Annotated in this window: 14 protein-coding genes; 10 read left to right on the top strand and 4 right to left on the bottom strand. The window is 65.8% G+C overall.

All coding sequences use genetic code 11. From position 1 onward, the window contains the following. Positions 1 to 206: 206 nt before the first annotated feature. Genes GFD32_RS14750 through GFD32_RS14740 form a run of 3 tightly spaced genes read left to right on the top strand, consistent with a single transcriptional unit; the run spans position 207 to position 3,348 of the window. Positions 207 to 1,064: a putative selenate ABC transporter substrate-binding protein gene (locus tag GFD32_RS14750; protein WP_163577363.1), complete on the top strand. Its 858-nt coding sequence runs from the start codon at positions 207 to 209 to the stop codon at positions 1,062 to 1,064. A gap of 11 nt (positions 1,065 to 1,075) precedes the next feature. Continuing rightward, the gene (locus GFD32_RS14745; RefSeq protein WP_163577362.1) at positions 1,076 to 1,837 is read left to right on the top strand and encodes an ATP-binding cassette domain-containing protein; all 762 of its coding nucleotides are present in this window, start codon (positions 1,076 to 1,078) and stop codon (positions 1,835 to 1,837) included. Beyond that, positions 1,834 to 3,348, top strand: a complete 1,515-nt coding sequence (locus tag GFD32_RS14740) for a PhnE/PtxC family ABC transporter permease (protein ID WP_205599148.1) — start codon at positions 1,834 to 1,836, stop codon at positions 3,346 to 3,348. The genes GFD32_RS14745 and GFD32_RS14740 overlap by 4 nt, the downstream gene beginning before the upstream one ends. 2 nt (positions 3,349 to 3,350) lie before the next feature. Here the strand turns inward: GFD32_RS14740 and GFD32_RS14735 are convergent, their stop codons facing one another. Continuing rightward, complete coding sequence (locus GFD32_RS14735) at positions 3,351 to 3,692, bottom strand: TraR/DksA family transcriptional regulator (protein WP_163577361.1); 342 nt, start codon at positions 3,690 to 3,692, stop codon at positions 3,351 to 3,353. 122 nt (positions 3,693 to 3,814) lie between these two features. Here GFD32_RS14735 and GFD32_RS14730 point away from each other — a divergent pair, with 122 nt between their 5' ends. Then, the gene (locus GFD32_RS14730; protein ID WP_163577360.1) at positions 3,815 to 5,002 is read left to right on the top strand and encodes an MFS transporter; all 1,188 of its coding nucleotides are present in this window, start codon (positions 3,815 to 3,817) and stop codon (positions 5,000 to 5,002) included. A gap of 104 nt (positions 5,003 to 5,106) precedes the next feature. Here the strand turns inward: GFD32_RS14730 and GFD32_RS14725 are convergent, their stop codons facing one another. Further along, entirely contained in the window at positions 5,107 to 6,609 is a 1,503-nt protein-coding gene (locus GFD32_RS14725; protein ID WP_163577359.1) for a carbohydrate porin, read from the bottom strand. A 339-nt stretch (positions 6,610 to 6,948) separates the two neighbouring features. On the opposite strand from GFD32_RS14725, the gene GFD32_RS14720 reads away from it, so the two are divergent. From GFD32_RS14720 to GFD32_RS14695, 6 genes are all read left to right on the top strand, one after another. Beyond that, positions 6,949 to 8,214, top strand: a complete 1,266-nt coding sequence (locus GFD32_RS14720) for an ABC transporter substrate-binding protein (protein ID WP_163577358.1) — start codon at positions 6,949 to 6,951, stop codon at positions 8,212 to 8,214. A 14-nt stretch (positions 8,215 to 8,228) separates the two neighbouring features. Beyond that, the gene (locus GFD32_RS14715) at positions 8,229 to 9,194 is read left to right on the top strand and encodes a carbohydrate ABC transporter permease (RefSeq protein WP_163577357.1); all 966 of its coding nucleotides are present in this window, start codon (positions 8,229 to 8,231) and stop codon (positions 9,192 to 9,194) included. 1 nt (position 9,195) lies between these two features. Beyond that, positions 9,196 to 10,038, top strand: coding sequence for a carbohydrate ABC transporter permease (locus GFD32_RS14710; protein ID WP_163577356.1), 843 nt, complete (start codon positions 9,196 to 9,198; stop codon positions 10,036 to 10,038). A gap of 29 nt (positions 10,039 to 10,067) precedes the next feature. Beyond that, the gene (locus GFD32_RS14705) at positions 10,068 to 11,690 is read left to right on the top strand and encodes an alpha-glucosidase family protein (protein ID WP_163577554.1); all 1,623 of its coding nucleotides are present in this window, start codon (positions 10,068 to 10,070) and stop codon (positions 11,688 to 11,690) included. Positions 11,691 to 11,778: 88 nt separating this feature from the next. After that, positions 11,779 to 12,885, top strand: a complete 1,107-nt coding sequence (locus GFD32_RS14700) for an ABC transporter ATP-binding protein (protein ID WP_163577355.1) — start codon at positions 11,779 to 11,781, stop codon at positions 12,883 to 12,885. 260 nt (positions 12,886 to 13,145) lie between these two features. Continuing rightward, positions 13,146 to 14,195 (top strand): LacI family DNA-binding transcriptional regulator, encoded by a 1,050-nt coding sequence (locus tag GFD32_RS14695; RefSeq protein ID WP_240455672.1) that lies wholly within the window; start codon positions 13,146 to 13,148, stop codon positions 14,193 to 14,195. A gap of 140 nt (positions 14,196 to 14,335) precedes the next feature. Here the strand turns inward: GFD32_RS14695 and GFD32_RS14690 are convergent, their stop codons facing one another. Together GFD32_RS14690 and GFD32_RS14685 are read right to left on the bottom strand one after the other, a co-directional pair. Further along, positions 14,336 to 15,190, bottom strand: a complete 855-nt coding sequence (locus tag GFD32_RS14690) for a universal stress protein (RefSeq protein ID WP_163577354.1) — start codon at positions 15,188 to 15,190, stop codon at positions 14,336 to 14,338. Between the two features lie 115 nt (positions 15,191 to 15,305). Then, positions 15,306 to 16,319 (bottom strand): isocitrate dehydrogenase, encoded by a 1,014-nt coding sequence (locus GFD32_RS14685; RefSeq protein ID WP_163577353.1) that lies wholly within the window; start codon positions 16,317 to 16,319, stop codon positions 15,306 to 15,308. Positions 16,320 to 16,460 lie beyond the last annotated feature (141 nt).

Genomic DNA, 16,460 nt, shown 5'->3' with positions numbered 1-16,460 from the left:
CGAGGGCCATGCCTGAAATTAAGGTAATAAACGACATTCTAGTTAGATGAACCGATTCATGTATGCGACCTTGGTCTCATAAATGCCAAATAAATACGTAAATTTACGCAAAATATCTGAAGCCATGCCGGCCGCTGCGAACGCCACTTGCCATGCAGAGGGTGCAGCGGAACAATGGTGATTTACCCATCGCCAAGGAGAGCCCCATGCACCGTACCGTACTCACCGCCGTCGTCTTTGCGCTCGTCGCCCCGGCCGCAGCGGCCGAGACCTTTCGCTTCACCGCCATTCCCGACGAGGACCAGTCGCGGTTGATCGAGCGCTTCTCGAAGGTCGCCGATTACCTGGAAGAACGGCTGGACGTCGAGGTGGAGTACGTGCCGGTGAAATCCTACGGGGCGGCAGTCACCGCCTTTCGCAACGACCAGGTGCAACTGGCGTGGTTCGGCGGTCTCTCGGGCGTGCAGGCACGCCGCCTGGTACCGGGCTCCCAGGCGCTGGCCCAGGGCAGCGAGGACGACGCCTTCGTCAGCTACGTCATCGCCCACGAGTCCACGGGACTCGAGCGCAGCGACGCACTCTCCGATGAGATTGAGGGCATGACCTTCACCTTTGGCTCGCGCACCTCCACCTCAGGGCGGCTGATGCCCGAACATTTCCTGCGCCAGCGCTTCGATGGCGCCAGTCCCGAGGCACTGTTCTCGCGGATCGGCTACTCCGGCGATCACTCGCGCACCATCGCCCTGGTGGAGGCCGGCACCTACGACCTGGGCGCCGTGAACTACACCGTGTGGGACGCCGCCGTCGAAGCGGGGCGCGTGGATACCGACAAGGTTAGCGTGATCTGGGAAACGCCACCCTACCCCGACTACAACTGGACCCTGCGCGGCGACGCCGACGAACGCTTCGGCGAGGGCTTCACCGAGAAAGTCCAGGCCGCTTTCTTGGAGATGAGCGACCCCGAATTGCTCGCTTCCTTCCCGCGCGAGACGTTCATCCCCGCCGACAACGCCATGTACGAGCCCATCGAGAGGGTGGCTGAAGACCTGGGCCTGCTGCGCTGAGCGATCACGACATGGAGAGCGAGCAACGCCGCCCCCTGATCGTCCTGAACGGCGAATCCCTGGGCCATGGTCGGGGCAGGCAGCATCGCGCGGTGCTCCACGACCTCTCGCTCGAGCTGCACGAGGGCGAGCGGGTGGCATTGCTGGGCCCCAGCGGCGCCGGCAAGTCGACGCTGCTCGCCGCCCTGCGTGCGCGACTGGACCAGCGTGCCGCCTGGTGTCCACAACACCACGGCCTGGTGCCTCAGCTTGCCGTCTACCACAACGTCTACATGGGTCGGCTCGCCGAGCGCTCGGCGCTGGCCAACCTGTGGAACCTGGTGCGCCCGCTCGAGACACCCTGGCGCGAGATCGCCGAACTGACGAAGGAGCTCAGCCTCGACGGCCTGCTGCGTCGTCCGGTGGGCGAGCTCTCCGGCGGCCAGCGGCAGCGCGTGGCCATCGCACGTGCCTTCCATCAGGGACGCGCGCTGTTTCTCGGCGACGAACCGCTGGCCAGCGTCGATCCCCACCAAGCGCTGCGCCTGCTGGCGCTGATCGAGGCGCGCCATGCCACCACGGTAGTCGTCCTGCATCAGCGCGAGCTGGCGTTGTCTCACTTCGACCGGGTATGGGGACTGCGCGACGGGCGCCTGACAATCGACGCGGCGACCCGTGATCTGAGCCTCGCCGACCTTGATGCCCTCTACCCCGACGCCGACTCGTCTCCGTCGGGCACTCCGCCCACCCCTGTCGACCTGGCCACCCTGCCCTGCGGCCGGGGAAGCGCATGAGCGAAGCCGGCATCGACGAGCGGCGCCCGGGCTGGCTGGCCGGCGCCACGCCCGGCGTGCGCCTGGCGCGCCACACGCTGACCCTGGTGGCGCTGGCGGTGGTGCTGCTGCCGCTCGCCGATCTGGCGATCCTCACCCGCGATCCCTGGGCCGAGCTCGGGCGCATGACGCGAGGACTGGTCTGGCCGGCCTGGGGGACGCTGGAGTCGCCGTTCTCGGCACTCGGCCTCACCGTGGCCGTAGCCCTGTGGGGGACCCTCGGTGGGCTCGTGCTTGGGTTTCCCCTGGCGCTGCTGTTCGCCCGCTCGCGGTTGGTGCGTGCCGGCTGCGCCTTCGTGCGCGCCATCCACGAACTGTTCTGGGCCGTGCTCTTCCTGCAGGTGTTCGGGCTGTCGGCCTTGACCGCCCTGCTGGCGCTGACCGTTCCCTACGCCGGCATCTTCGCCAAAGTCTATGCGGAGATCCTCGAGCAGACTCCCCGCGCTGCGCGGGACGCTCTCGCCCCCGGCGTCGGCCGGCTGTCGCGTTTCGTCTACGCCGAGCTGCCGCTGGCCTGGGCTCGCATGGCAGCCTACACCCGCTACCGCTTCGAGTGCGCCCTGCGCGCCAGCGTGCTGCTCGGCTTCGTCGGCCTGCCCACCCTCGGCTTCCACCTCGAAACGGCCTTTCGCGAAGGACGCTACCCTGAAGCCGGAGCCTTGCTGTGGCTCTTCTATCTGCTGATCGCCAGCTTGCCCTGGTGGGGACATCGCCGGTTGATCCCCGTGCTGCTGGTGGTGGGGGCCTGGCTGCTCGGCCCCTGGCCGAGCGTGGACGGCGCCCTGCTGTGGCGCTTCGTATCGACCGACATTTGGCCGGCGCCGCTGCTCGCCGGCGACTGGGCCGGGCTCGTGGAGTGGGTCGTGCGCTTGCCCGAGCTGGGGCCGGCCATCGGCAACACCCTGCTACTGGGCCTGCTCGGCACCGTGGGCGCGCTCGTCGTGGCGCTGGCGCTGTGGCCTTTGGCCTGCCGCCACTTCGGCAATCGCGCCACGCGGCTGGCCGGACATGGCCTGCTGGTGTTCCTGCGCTCCACGCCGGAGCTGATGCTGGCGTTCGTCTTCCTGCTGCTGCTCGGGCCCTCGCTGCTGCCTGCCTGGCTGGCGTTGGCACTGCACAACGGCGCGCTGATCGCCTTCCTGGTCGCTCGTCACGCCGACGCCATCGCACCCGGCATGCCGGACATGCCGAGCTCGGGCCGCCTCGCCTACGAGCTGCTGCCGCGGGTCTACCCGGGGCTTTTGGCGCTGCTTTACTACCGTGCTGAGGTCATCCTCCGCGAGACCGCGGTGCTGGGCATGCTGGGAGTCGCCACGCTCGGCTTCTACATCGAAGAGGGGTTCGACTATCTGATGTTCGACGTGGCGTTCTTCCTGCTATTGATCACCGCCGCGCTGAACATCGTCGTGGATGCCCTGTCGCGGCGTCTGCGCCCGCGCGAGGCCCCCATCGAGGATCCCGCTAGCCAGTAGATTCACTCAGCGCAGTCGATGCACTTGAGTACCAGCGGATCCCACTCCAGGCGTTGCTTGCCGATCCACTCGCCGCACTCGATGCATTCGCCGTACTCGCCGCGCTCGATACGCTGCAGGGCCGCGGTGATGCGTTTCAGGGCGAGCTGGCGACGCTCCTCCTCGGCCTTGGCCATGGCCTGCCCCTGCAGGGCATCCATGCGCGACAACCGCCCTACCGAGGTCTGGTCGAGCATCACGGTATCTCGCGCCGAGCGGCTCGACTCGCTCTCCGCCCGCAACGCTTCACGCAAGGCGTGCAGGCGCACCACCACGGCGTCCGTATCCAGTTCCGGATGGTTCATCTCGTTCTCCCGTCCACGCTGGCGGAATCCACCGCCTGTCGGCGGTGCTCAGCTGCTATCATCTAGGGTTTTGCGGCCGGCCGCCGCCAGCGACCATCTTGCCACTGCACTGGGATAGCGTCATGGGTTACCGCACGCTTCTACGCGATCACCGCGGATTGCTCGGCATCGCCTTCCTGGCGATGTTCTCGTCGAGCCTGGGCCAGAGCTTCTTCATCGGGCTCTTCCAGGCCCCGATCAGCGAACGGCTGGGACTGACCGCCGGTCAGTTCGGCACCGCCTACGCCACCGTCACGCTGGTGGCGGGGTTCGCCATGCTGCGCCTGGGGCCGGCCATCGATTGGGTACCGCCGCGGCGCTTCGCGCTGCTGGTGCTCGGTGCACTGACCCTCGGGGTGCTGCTGCTCACGCTCTCGCCTTGGTGGGGGCTTGGGCTGCTCGGCCTGGGAATGGTTCGGCTTTGCGGCCAGGGTATGCTTAGCCACCTGGGCAACACTCTAGCAGGGCGTGAGTTTTCCAACCTGCGCGGGCGTGCCCTGGGGCTGGTGGGCATGGGCATCATGCTCGGCGAAACGGCACTGCCGCCGCTGATGGCCGCCCTGCTGGTGTGGCTGGGCTGGCGAGAGCTGTGGTGGCTGTTCGGCCTGGTGCTGCTGACGCTGTGGGGGTACGCCATGTGGCGCGGTCCCTGGCCCCCGGCGCCGGGCAAACGCCCCCGCCGCGGCCAGCGCCGCGACGGGCCGCGCCCCTTCCGCGAGCGGCGCTTCTGGCAGCTGCTGCCGCTGCTGATGACCTTGCCGATCACCATGACCGGGCTGTTCATCTATCAAGCCCGGCTCACGACGGACCTGGGCAGCAGCCTGGCGGTATATGCCCTGGCACTCACCGGCATGGGGCTGGCCAAGCTGCCCGGAGCGCTGATGGGAGGACGCTGGGTCGACCGCCTGGGCCCGGTTCGCCTGGCCCGACTCTACCTGCTGCCCTACGCCGCGGCGCTGCTGGTAGCGCTCACGCTAGGCGGCGATCTCGGTGTGTGGATGCTGATGGTGGGGGGCGGCCTGGCCATGGGCGCCCAAGAATCGATCGCCACCAGCCTGCTGGTGCGCATCTGGGGCGCCGAGCACCTGGGCACGGTCCGCGCCACTCTGAGCGCCGCCATGGTCTTCTCCACCGGGCTGGCACCGGCGGTACTCGGCGTCATGCTCGACCTGGGGGCGCCTTTTCAGTGGATCCTGGGCGGCATGCTGGCCTTTCTGGTGGTCGGCTGGTGGGTGGCGCAGGGCGTGCTGGCCAGCGCGTCCTCCCGCTGAGTTCCGAATCGCTCATATCGACGACCGATGCGTCGCAAAAAGCCTGCGGCATGCCGCAGGCAAGGATCGAAACAGCTGGCTAGGTAGGCCCCGCGGTGCCTCCCTCAGAACCAGACTTCGGTCTGCACGCCAAAGGTCCACTCGCTGCCGGTGAAGCCGTCGCTGCCCAGCGCATCGTCGTCGCTGTAGCCGTTCAGCTCGTCGTCCCAGTCGCTCCAGGAGACGAACAAGCGGATCTCCGGACGCTTCCAGAAGCCACCCACATCGGGCTTGAACGTCGGGGCGACGGTCAGCTTGGTATAGTCGCCCTCAACGGCGTTGTTACCACCGAAGCCCTGAGGATCTAGATCCATCCACTGGTAGCTGCCTTCGTACTGCATCTCGAAGTTCTCGGTCAGCTCGTTGGCCAGGCGCACGTTGAGAGTCACCCAATCATACTGATCGCCGTCGACATAGCGGTCCTCGCTGGTCTCGGCGAGAAGCGCCGGGGCCACGCGCCATTGCGGCGCCAGGTAGGTGGTGCCGTAGAGTCCAACGCGAGTGGTGGTGGCGTCGTCGGTCAGGTCGCCGTCGGCACCGATGCTCTTGACCTCGGCGCCCAGTCCCTGGCCGTGGATGAGTGCTGCCTTGAAGTTACCCTCGGAGAGACCGAAGAAGCTGTCCCCGTGGTAGGCCACCATGGTATGAAAGCCGCCGTCGGCGGCCGTCTGGCCGAGGTCGATATCGCGCTCGTCGTTGTCAGCAGCGGACATGCCGCTGACCATCCACTGCCAGTCACCGAAATAGTTGTTGGAGGTCAGGATCAGGTTGTCGGTACTGCCGGTGTCGTCGGGGTTCTCACTGTCGACCCGGTAATCGGAGAAGCTGCGCCCGTAGAGGGAGAGATTGGAGGTCCAGACCTCGCCCAGTTGCATGTCGTAGATGCCAGCGCCTGTGCCGGAAAGGAAGATGACGTCGCTATCGAGCCAGTGGATGTCGAAGTTGTCGCGGTCGAAGCGCTTGCCGGCCCAGATAGAGGCGTTCTCGAAGGCGCCGGTAAAGCTCGGCAGATCGCTGAATTCCGCATAGACCTGGCGCACGTTGAGGCTCGACTCGTCAGCGGTCCAGTCATTGCTGGTGGTCACCCCGTCGGCCAGCATGGTGGTGTACTTGGCCTTGGCGCCGTTGTCGAAGCGCATGCGGTAGTTGAGAATCGCCTCGGCGTAGGTATCCGGCTCGTTGCCCAGGCGGCCGACCGCGCCGCCGTTACCGCCGGCGGGGGTCAGATAGGGACCGCCCTCGGCGCTCTTGCCGTCGTCTCCGATCAGCAGCCCGGAGCGGGCATAGGCGTTGAAGGAGAAGCCCTCCTCGCCGCTGGCGTGGCGTTCCACCTTGGCCAGGCGCTCCTCCACCTCCTCGTCGGAGAGCCGCTCGTCAGCCCGCGCCTCGGCCAGCTCGGCACGCTCTTCGGCGGCGTCGGCTCGTTGCTCGGCAGCTTCGATCCGTGCTTCCAGCTCGGCCAGGCGAGCTTCGAGGTCGGTGGACTGGGCAGTGGCATTGCCAGCCAGGGCGAGGCCGGCAGCGGCCACGGCGACGACCAGCGGAGTCTTGAAGATGACGTGGTTCATGATGATGCATCCTTTGTTGTTGTCGAAGGCGTTGCTCACAAGCGGGCGATGGAGGCGGCAAGCCCAACTCCCATGCCCATGCGCCGATGGACGACGCGGCAGAGAAAACTTAATCGTTTAAGCTTCAGGCGACAACGCGGGGCGCTATATTTTCGACCAATGTCTTAATCGTTTAAGTCTGCTTGAACGAAGCGCCGATTGCGACAAAAGTCTAGGTTGATGCGCCTCGGTCCGTAGTCTTAACTGTCGCCACAATCTTAATCGTTTAAGTCATGTGCCGAGCGGACAGTCCCGCTTGCCTCAAATCCCACAACAACAAGCCGCGACGAGGAACTCGCCATGCTCAAGAAGCCACTGATCACCGCTATCGTTCTGGGCAGCACTGCCCTCTCTGGTGCCAGCCAGGCCGCCGACATCACCATCTCATGCGGCGCTGTGGGCGCCGAACTCGAGCTCTGCGAGGAGGGGGTCGCCGCCTGGGAGGAGAAGACCGGCCACGAGGTGGACATCGTCTCCACTCCCAACTCTTCCACCGAGCGACTGTCGCTCTACCAGCAGATCCTCTCCGCCAACTCCGGCGACATCGACGTGATGCAGATCGACGTGGTGTGGCCGGGCCTGCTGGCCAACCACCTGCTCGACCTCAGCGAAACGCTGGGCGCGGACGCCACCCAAGGCCACTTCCCGGCCATCATCGAGAACAACACCGTCGACGGCCGCCTGGTGGCGATGCCCTGGTTCACCGACGCCGGCGTGCTCTACTACCGCAAAGACCTCCTCGAGGAGTACGGCCACCAGCCGCCCCAAACTTGGGAGGAGCTCACCGAGATCGCTGCCGAGATTCAGGCCGCCGAGCGCGAAGCCGGCAACGCCAAAATGTGGGGCTTCGTCTTCCAGGGCCGCGCTTACGAGGGACTCACCACCAATGCCCTGGAGTGGGTGGCCAGCCACGGCGGGGGCACCATCGTCGACGATGATGGCAGTCTCACCATCAACAACGAGCGGGCCGCCGCAGCTCTGGACCTGGCCGCCTCCTGGATCGACGACATCAGCCCCGTGGGGGTGCTCAACTACACCGAGGAGGAGGCCCGCGGCATCTTCCAGAGCGGCAACGCCGTGTTCATGCGCAACTGGCCCTACGCCTGGTCGCTGGCCCAGAGCGAGGATAGCGACGTGCGCGACAAGGTCGGCGTGGTCAAGCTGCCGCATGGGCCGGATGGGGAGAGCGCCGCAACTCTGGGCGGCTGGAACCTGGCGGTCTCCAAGTACAGCGAGGACCCCGAACTCGCCGCCGACCTGGTGGCGTTCCTGACCGGCGAGGCCGAGCAGAAACGCCGCGCCATCGAGGGCTCTTACAACCCCACCCTCGAGGCGCTGTATGAGGACGAGGAAGTGCTCACGGCGGTACCCTTCTTCGGTACCCTCTACGATACCTTCGCCAACGCCGTGGCGCGTCCTTCGGCGGTCACCGGCGACAGCTACGGCCGTGTCTCCAACGCCTTCTTCGACACGACCCACTCCGTGCTCTCCGGGGACATGAGCGCCTCCGATGCCCTCGTGCAGCTGGAAGGCCAGATGCGCCGCCTCGAGCGCCGTTGGAAATGACCGTGGAGTCCGACATGACGACCACCACGCCCCCGAGTGCGCCCGAAAGGGCGCGCCCCTATCGCGGCACCAAGGTCCGCCGGCAGCGGGTGCGCGCGGCCTGGACCTTCCTCGTTCCCATGCTCGTCACCCTGGCCCTGGTGGCCGGCTGGCCGCTGCTGCGCACCGTCTACTTCAGCCTCACCGATGGCACCTTGTCGGCCCTCGGCGCGGCCAATTTCATCGGCCTGGAGAACTACCTGGTCTACGACCAGGGCGAGTGGTACGGCCTGCTTACCGACCCGCTATGGTGGCGCTCGGTGTGGAACACGCTGTTCTTCGCTGTGGTATCGGTATCGCTGGAGGTGGTCTTCGGCGTCATCGTCGCGCTGATCCTCAACGCTGAGTTCAAGGGCCGCATGCTAGTGCGCGCCGCGGTGCTGATCCCCTGGGCGATTCCCACCATCGTCTCGGCCAAGATGTGGGCCTGGATGCTCAACGATCAGTTCGGGATCATCAACCACCTGCTGATGGCCCTGGGCCTCATCGATTCGCCCATCGCCTGGACAGCCAGTACTACTTACTCCATGTGGGCGGTGATCATGGTCGACGTCTGGAAGACCATCCCCTTCGTCGCCCTGCTCGCCCTGGCGGCCCTGCAGATGCTGCCCAAGGACTGCTTCGAAGCCGCCGAGGTCGACGGCATCCATCCGGTCAGAGTGTTCTTCAAGGTGACCCTGCCGTTGATCACCCCGGCGCTGATGGTGGCGGTGATCTTCCGCCTACTCGATGCCCTGCGCGTGTTCGACGTCATCTACGTGCTGACTTCCAACGCCTCCAGCACCATGACCATGTCAATCTACGCCCGCCAGCAGTTGGTGGAATTCCAGGATGTCGGCTATGGCAGCGCCGCCTCGACCCTGCTGTTCCTGATCATCGCCCTGGTCACGGTGGCCTACCTCTATCTGGGCCGCAATCAACTGCAACTGGGAGGCGACTGACATGACCTCACGCCGCTTCAACAAGCTCGCCACCCGTATCGGCTTCTGGGTACTGGTGGCCGTGGTGCTGATCTACGCCATCTTTCCCTTCTACTACGCCGTGATCACCTCGCTGAAGCCGTCGAGCGAGCTGTTCAGCGTGAGCTACTGGCTGGATTCGCTGGACTTTTCCAACTACGCCCAGATCTTCAGCCAGAGCAGCTTCGTGCGCGCCATCTTCAATTCCATCCTGGTCTCGATCAGCGTGGTGGCCATCGCCCTGCTGCTCGGCATCACCGCCTCCTACGCACTGGGTCGGGTCCGCTTCCGCGGCCGCACCACGGTGATGCTGGTGGTGCTGGGCGTATCGATGTTCCCCCAAGTCGCGGTGCTTTCCGGGTTGTTCGAAGTGATCCGCTCGCTGAACCTGTACAACAACCCGGGTGGACTGATCCTCAGCTACACCATCTTCACCCTGCCCTTCACCGTGTGGGTACTGACCACCTTCATGAAGCAGCTGCCACAGGAGCTCGAGGAGGCGGCGATCATGGATGGCGCCACCCCTTGGGTAACCATCACCAAGGTATTCCTGCCGCTGATGTGGCCCGCCATGGCGACCACCGGACTGCTGGCCTTCATCGCCGCCTGGAACGAGTTCCTGTTCGCCCTGACCTTCACCCTCTCCGACGACCAGCGCACCGTGCCGGTGGCCATCGCCCTGATCTCCGGCGGCAGCCAACACGAGCTGCCCTGGGGGCCGATCATGGCCGCCTCGGTGACCGTCACCGTGCCCCTGGTGGTGCTGGTCATGATCTTTCAGAAGCGCATCGTCTCCGGCCTCACCGCTGGCGCAGTGAAAGGATAAATCGTCTCATGTCATTCATGGAAACCCAGATGCAAGACAACCTGACCTGGTGGCGCGGCGGCGTCATCTACCAGATATACCCGCGCAGCTTCATGGACGCCAACGGCGATGGCATCGGCGACCTGCCGGGGATTACCGAGAAACTCGATTACGTGGCGAGCCTCGGCGTGGACGGCATCTGGCTGTCGCCCTTCTTCACCTCGCCGATGAAGGATTTCGGCTACGACGTGAGCGATTACCGCGACGTCGATCCGATGTTCGGCACCCTGGCCGACTTCAAGGCCCTGCTGGACCGGGCCCACGCCCTGGGACTGAAGGTGATCATCGATCAGGTGATCAGCCATACTGCGGATGCCCATCCCTGGTTTGAGCAAAGCCGCCAGAGTCGCGACAATCCCAAGGCCGACTGGTACGTGTGGGCCGACCCCAGACCCGACGGTACGCCGCCCAACAACTGGCTGTCGATATTCGGCGGGCCGGCCTGGACCTTCGACTCCCGGCGGCGCCAGTACTATCTGCACAACTTCCTGAGCAGCCAGCCGGATCTCAATTTCCACAACCCGGAAGTGCGTCAGGCACAACTGGACAATATGCGCTTCTGGTTGGAGCTCGGCGTCGACGGTTTCCGCCTGGACACGGTCAACTTCTACTTCCACGACCCCGAGTTACGTGACAACCCGCCGGTACCGGCCGATGCCGACAAGACGCTGGGTGCCCCAGACAGCAACCCCTATACCTGGCAGCGCCACGTCTATGACCTGAGCCGTCCGGAGAACCTCGACTTTCTGCGCGACCTGCGAGCCCTGATGGACGCGTTTCCCGGCACCACCACAGTGGGCGAGATCGGCGACGATGAGCCGCTGGCGCGCATGGCCGAGTACACCGCCGGCGGCGACAAGCTACACATGGCCTACACCTTCGACCTGCTCAACGACCCCCATTCGCCGGCCTACATCCGTGAGGTGATCGAGCGCTTCCAGCGCCTGGCCGGCGATGCCTGGCCCTGCTGGGCGCTCTCCAACCACGACGTGGTGAGATGTGCCACCCGCTGGGGCTCTGGAGAGGATCCCGTCGCCTATTCCAAGGTGGCCCTGGCCATGCTCTTCTCGCTGCGCGGCAGCGTCTGCGTCTACCAGGGCGAGGAGTTGGGTCTGCCCGAGGCCGAGGTGCCCTTCGCCCACCTCCAGGACCCCTACGGCAAGGTACTGTGGCCGGAGTTCAAGGGCCGCGACGGCTGCCGTACCCCCATGCCCTGGGAGCCGAACCAGAACGCCGGCTTCACCGCTCCGGGCGTGGACCCCTGGCTACCGGTGGACGAGCACCACCTGGCCCTGGCCGTGTCGCGCCAGCAGAACGACTCAACCTCAGTCCTCAACGCCACGCGTCGGCTGCTGGCCTTCCGGGCCGCTCATCCAGCACTGATCGACGGCGACCTCACCCTGGTCGACGTCGGCAGCGCGCTGCTCGGTTTCATCCGCGAGACGGCCGACGAGAAGATCCTCTGCGTGTTCAATCTCACCGGCCAAGTCCATGAGACCCCGCTGCCGATGACGGCGAACAGGGCCCTCGAGGGGCATGGCTTCAGCGTCGATCTCGACGGCGACACCTTGCGCCTGCCGGCCTACCAGGCGGCCTTCTATCGGTTGGGCTGACACGTCACCGACATTTGCCTACGACACAACAACACGCCGGTCCTCGACGAGTAATCCCAGCACCGGGAGCCGGCAAGGAGTCAAGACAATGGCAAGCGTAACCCTGAACAAGATCAACAAGGTCTTCGGTCGCGACCACATCATCAAGGGCATCGACCTCAGCATCGGCGACGGCGAGTTCGTGGTCTTCGTCGGCCCCTCCGGCTGCGGCAAGTCGACCCTGCTGCGGCTGATCGCCGGCCTGGAGTCGATCACCGACGGTGAGCTGCGCATCGCCGGCGACGTGGTCAACGACCTGCCGCCCCGCGAGCGCGGTGTGGGCATGGTCTTCCAGTCCTACGCCCTCTATCCGCACATGACGGTCTACGAAAACATGGCCTTCGGCCTCAAGCTGGCCAAGGAAGGCAGCGAGACCATCAAGGAGCGGGTGATGGCCACGGCGCGCATCCTGCAACTCGAAGACCTGCTGCACCGCAAGCCCAAGGCACTCTCCGGCGGCCAGCGCCAGCGCGTGGCCATGGGGCGCGCCATGGCCCGTGAGCCCCGCATTCTGCTGTTCGACGAGCCACTCTCTAACCTCGACGCCTCGCTGCGCGTGCAGATGCGCAACGAGATCGCCCGCCTGCACCACCGCCTGGGCTCGACCATGGTCTACGTCACCCACGACCAGGTCGAGGCCATGACCCTGGCCGACAAGATCGTGGTGCTCAACGCCGGAGAGGTGGAGCAGGTGGGCAGCCCGCAGGAACTCTACCAGCGCCCGGCGACGCGCTTCGTGGCCGGTTTCATCGGCTCGCCGACCATGAACTTCATGCCGGCCGAATTGCTTGGTAGCGATGCCGAGGGGTGTCGGGTCAGCGCGCCGGGACTGGGCGAGCTGGCCCTGCCTCAGGAGGCCAACGGCCAAGGTGCCGGTGACAAGCTGTCGCTGGGTGTGCGCCCCGAGCATCTGCGCCTGGCCGAGGCCGAAGGTGATAACCGCTTCGAGATCGTCAACGTCGAGTACCTCGGCAACGAGGTCTACGTCTACCTCGAGCCCAAGGCCGGCGACACCCTACTGATCCATCGTAGCGAGGCCCCCAGCCACTGGAGCATCGGCCAGCGGGTCGCGTTGGTGCCCGATCTCGAGCACGTCCACTTGTTCGACGCGCACGACCGGGCACTGGGCATCGCCAAACGGTCCAGGGCCGCCTGAACGCTACGGCGCGGTCCACCTCCCAGCCCACCCGGGCCGGGAGGGGAACGCGACCATCGACCCGGTTGGTATGCGGCCCGGCATGGCCGCACCACGGCGTGAGGGACGCGTACTCCACCTGACACCCGACCAGGCCGCCTGGCTGCTCGCAGGCTGAGTCGCCACGGTCGTGCGGCTGCTCCGGCCGCACTGGCAGCTCACTGCCGGACGCGCTATGCTAGGCGGCTAACTGAATCGTTATAGTTCATCGGAGTCGCCCCGTGCCTCCCTCTCGTCACATCACCCTCAAGGATCTGGCCCGCGAACTCGGCGTCTCCACGGCGACTGTCTCCAATGCCTTCAACCGTCCGGATCAACTCTCACCCGCTTTGCGCGAGCGCATCCTCACCGAGGCCCAGCGGCTTCGCTACCACGGCCCCGACGCCAAGGCTCGCAGTCTGCGTACCGGTCGCTCGCAGATCATCGCGGTCATCCTCGCCGAGAGCCTCACCTACAGCCTCAACGACCCCGTGGCCAGCGAGCTGCTATCGGGCATCGCCGAGGTGCTGGACACCCAGGGCCATACCCTGCTGCTGCTCTCAGGACGCCAGTCGCCCGCCAGGGTGCCGGGCTCAGCAAGCATCGCCGATGGTTACATCGTCTACGGGCTGATGCCGAGTCTCGCGCTGCTCGCCGATCTGCCTGCCCAGCGCCCCCTGGTCGCGGTGGACTTCGATATCGAGCACCACGCCTGCATCCACGTAGACAACGAACCGGCAGCCTACGCCATCGCCGATCATGCCCTGGCGACCCCGCCGAAGCGCCCCGCGGTGATCAACCTGCGACTCACCGAACAACCCTGCAACGGCCGTATCGGGCCGGAGCAGACCCTGCTGCCAGCGAATCGCACCATCACCCGCGCCCGGCTGGACGGCTTCTACCGGGCCTTCGCCAACCACGGCATCGAGCCCGGCGAGGTGCCGATGTGGAACATCGAAGAGAACACCCACGAGGTGTGTGCCCCGGTGATCGAGGATATCCTCGACCTGCCCGACGACGAGCGGCCGGACCTGTTGCTGTGCATGTCCGACCGCATCGCCCTGACGGCCCTGATGCTCGCTGAGGCACGCGGTCTACGCCTCCCTGAAGACCTGCGCATCACCGGCTTCGACGGCATCGCCGAGGGTCAATATCGCGCACCGCGGCTGACCACGGTGCGTCAGGACAGCACCGAAAAAGGACGCATCGCGGCGCGCATGATCCTTGGCCTGGCTCCCGCCGAATCGCAGCTGCTGCACACCGAGCTGGTGCTCGGCGAGACCTGTCCTTGAGCCCAGCTCAGACTATACTCCTGCGGCCGTAGCGACTAAGCCCCCCCCTAAGCTGGTATCCCAAACCTCCTGACAAACTCCATGATCAGGCCGGCCATTACCGCCCCAACGACCGGCAAGCCGCTACATCCACTCTCCACTCAACGCAACAGCAGCACCGGCACGCTGGCCCTGCGCAGCATCGCCGTGGTGGTGCTGCCCACCAGCAGATGACGAATCCGCGAGTGGCCATAGGCGCCCATCACCAGCAGGTCGATGTCGTGCTCCGCCTGATAGCCGCGCAGCGTGGCTTCCACCTCGCCGGCACGGATCGCCCCTTCGGCGTCATGACCGGCTTCGCGCAGCGTGGCCAGCGCCCAGTCGAGCTGCGAGCGGTTGTCGCCGGTCTCGGCGCCGACGATCACCACGTGCACCGCGATCCCCGCAAACAGCGGACTCTTGGCCAGCATCTCCACCCCCTTGCGGGTGGTCTTGCTGCCGTCGAAGGCGATCATCACCCGTTCGGGCCGCCGAAACGTCTCCGGCACCATGAGGATCGGCCGGTGCAGGGTCCGCACCACCCGTTCCAGGTTGGAGCCCAGGTGCTCGCTGGCCTGGTGAGCCGTCTCGCCGCGCTTGCCCACCACCAGCAGGCGAGTCTCGCGCTCGAGCTCTTCGAGGGTCTCCACCAGCGTGCCGTTGCGCTGACGGGTGGCGGGCGACGCCACGCCGTCCGCCACGGCCCGCTCCTTGGCCGCCTTGAGCATCAGCCGGCCCTGCTCCTGGGCCACCTTGGCGCGCCGCTCGTCGAGGCTCGCCAGCTCTTCCAGCAGATGCTCCCGCGAGCCCAGGCCGATGTTGCCGGAAAGATCCGCCTCGGCGGTCTGGGGGTGGTTGTCGACCACGTGCAGGAAGGTCAGCGGCGCCTCGAGCGCCAGGCTGGCCCAGGCCGCGTAGTCGCATACCCCTTCGGAAAACTGCGAGCCGTCGATGGCGGCCATTACCTGTTCTGTCATGGAGTGCTGTCCTGGCTGGCGTTGCGTGTTATCGCGATGTGTCACCCTTGGGTTTCTACCGCATCGGGGTGAGCTTGCCTAGGACATGGATCAACGAACCCCGGGGCGGAACCGATTAGTGCTGCAGGCGAGCCACCAGGGCATCGGCGAAGGTATCGGTGGTACCGCTGCCGCCCATGTCCGGGGTCACCTGGTCGCGGGCCGAGTCCAGCACTTCGCGGATGGCACCGCGAATCCGTGCGCCCTTGTCCACCATGCCCAGGTGGTCGAGCATGTCGGCTGCCGCCAGCAGCAAGGCGCAGGGGTTGGCGATCTTTCTGCCGGCGATGTCGGGTGCCGAGCCATGGACCGCCTCGAAGATGGCGGCATCGGCACCGATGTTGGCACCCGGCGCCAGCCCCAGGCCGCCCACCAGTCCTGCGCACAGGTCGGAGAGGATGTCGCCGAACAGGTTGGTGGTGACGATGACGTCGAACTGCTGGGGGTTCATCACCAGCTGCATGCAGGCGTTGTCGACGATCATCTCCTGGAATTCGATCTCGGGATAGTCGCCGGCCACCTCGCGGGCTACGTCGAGGAACAGCCCCGAGCTGGTCTTGATGATGTTGGCCTTGTGCACGGCGGTGACCTTCTTGCGGCCACGCTGCCGTGCCAGCTCGAAGGCATAGCGGACGATGCGCTCGGAACCCTGGCGGGTGACGCGGATGGTGGACAGCGCGGTATCGCCATCGTCGGTGACGCTCTGCCCTTCGGAGAGATAAGCGCCCTCGGTATTCTCGCGCACCGTGATCAAGTCGATGTCGTCGTAGCGCGAACGGGTGCCGGGGAAGCTGATCGCCGGGCGCACATTGGCGTAGAGGTCGAAGTGGCGGCGTAGCTGCACGTTGATCGAGGAGAAGCCCTTGCCGACCGGGGTGGTCAGCGGCCCCTTCAGGGCAACGCGGTGTTTTTCGATCGCCGCCAGCGTCTCATCCGGAATCAGCGTGCCGTGATTCTCCAGAGCGGTCAGGCCGGCGTCGAAGAATTCATAGGTCAGACCGCAATCCAGCGCATCGAGCACGCGCAGCGTGGCGTCCATGATTTCCGGGCCGATGCCGTCGCCTTTCAATACCGCTATCGTTTGACTCACCGTGGTACCTCGTCGAAGTTGAGTGGATGGGATCGAATTCCAGGCCCCTGGCCCTGAGTGACGTGCAGACGATGATACGCTGGCCGAAGGCAAGACTCTCTCCCCCAGTAGTTGCAGGCGCTCGAATCCACCATCGAGCGC

Source organism: Halomonas faecis (assembly GCF_010993975.1).
GTDB classification, from domain to species: Bacteria; Pseudomonadota; Gammaproteobacteria; order Pseudomonadales; family Halomonadaceae; genus Halomonas; species Halomonas faecis.
The sequence above is the reverse complement of the archived record's forward strand: the minus strand, read 5'-3'. Positions and strand labels throughout refer to the sequence as shown.

Coding starts and splice junctions, on each gene's coding strand:
- GFD32_RS14750 (WP_163577363.1), top strand. CDS start 207: ATGCACCGTACCGTACTCACCGCCGTCGTCTTTGCGCTCGTCGCCCCG.
- GFD32_RS14745 (WP_163577362.1), top strand. CDS start 1,076: ATGGAGAGCGAGCAACGCCGCCCCCTGATCGTCCTGAACGGCGAATCC.
- GFD32_RS14740 (WP_205599148.1), top strand. CDS start 1,834: ATGAGCGAAGCCGGCATCGACGAGCGGCGCCCGGGCTGGCTGGCCGGC.
- GFD32_RS14735 (WP_163577361.1), bottom strand. CDS start 3,692: ATGAACCATCCGGAACTGGATACGGACGCCGTGGTGGTGCGCCTGCAC.
- GFD32_RS14730 (WP_163577360.1), top strand. CDS start 3,815: ATGGGTTACCGCACGCTTCTACGCGATCACCGCGGATTGCTCGGCATC.
- GFD32_RS14725 (WP_163577359.1), bottom strand. CDS start 6,609: ATGAACCACGTCATCTTCAAGACTCCGCTGGTCGTCGCCGTGGCCGCT.
- GFD32_RS14720 (WP_163577358.1), top strand. CDS start 6,949: ATGCTCAAGAAGCCACTGATCACCGCTATCGTTCTGGGCAGCACTGCC.
- GFD32_RS14715 (WP_163577357.1), top strand. CDS start 8,229: ATGACGACCACCACGCCCCCGAGTGCGCCCGAAAGGGCGCGCCCCTAT.
- GFD32_RS14710 (WP_163577356.1), top strand. CDS start 9,196: ATGACCTCACGCCGCTTCAACAAGCTCGCCACCCGTATCGGCTTCTGG.
- GFD32_RS14705 (WP_163577554.1), top strand. CDS start 10,068: ATGCAAGACAACCTGACCTGGTGGCGCGGCGGCGTCATCTACCAGATA.
- GFD32_RS14700 (WP_163577355.1), top strand. CDS start 11,779: ATGGCAAGCGTAACCCTGAACAAGATCAACAAGGTCTTCGGTCGCGAC.
- GFD32_RS14690 (WP_163577354.1), bottom strand. CDS start 15,190: ATGACAGAACAGGTAATGGCCGCCATCGACGGCTCGCAGTTTTCCGAA.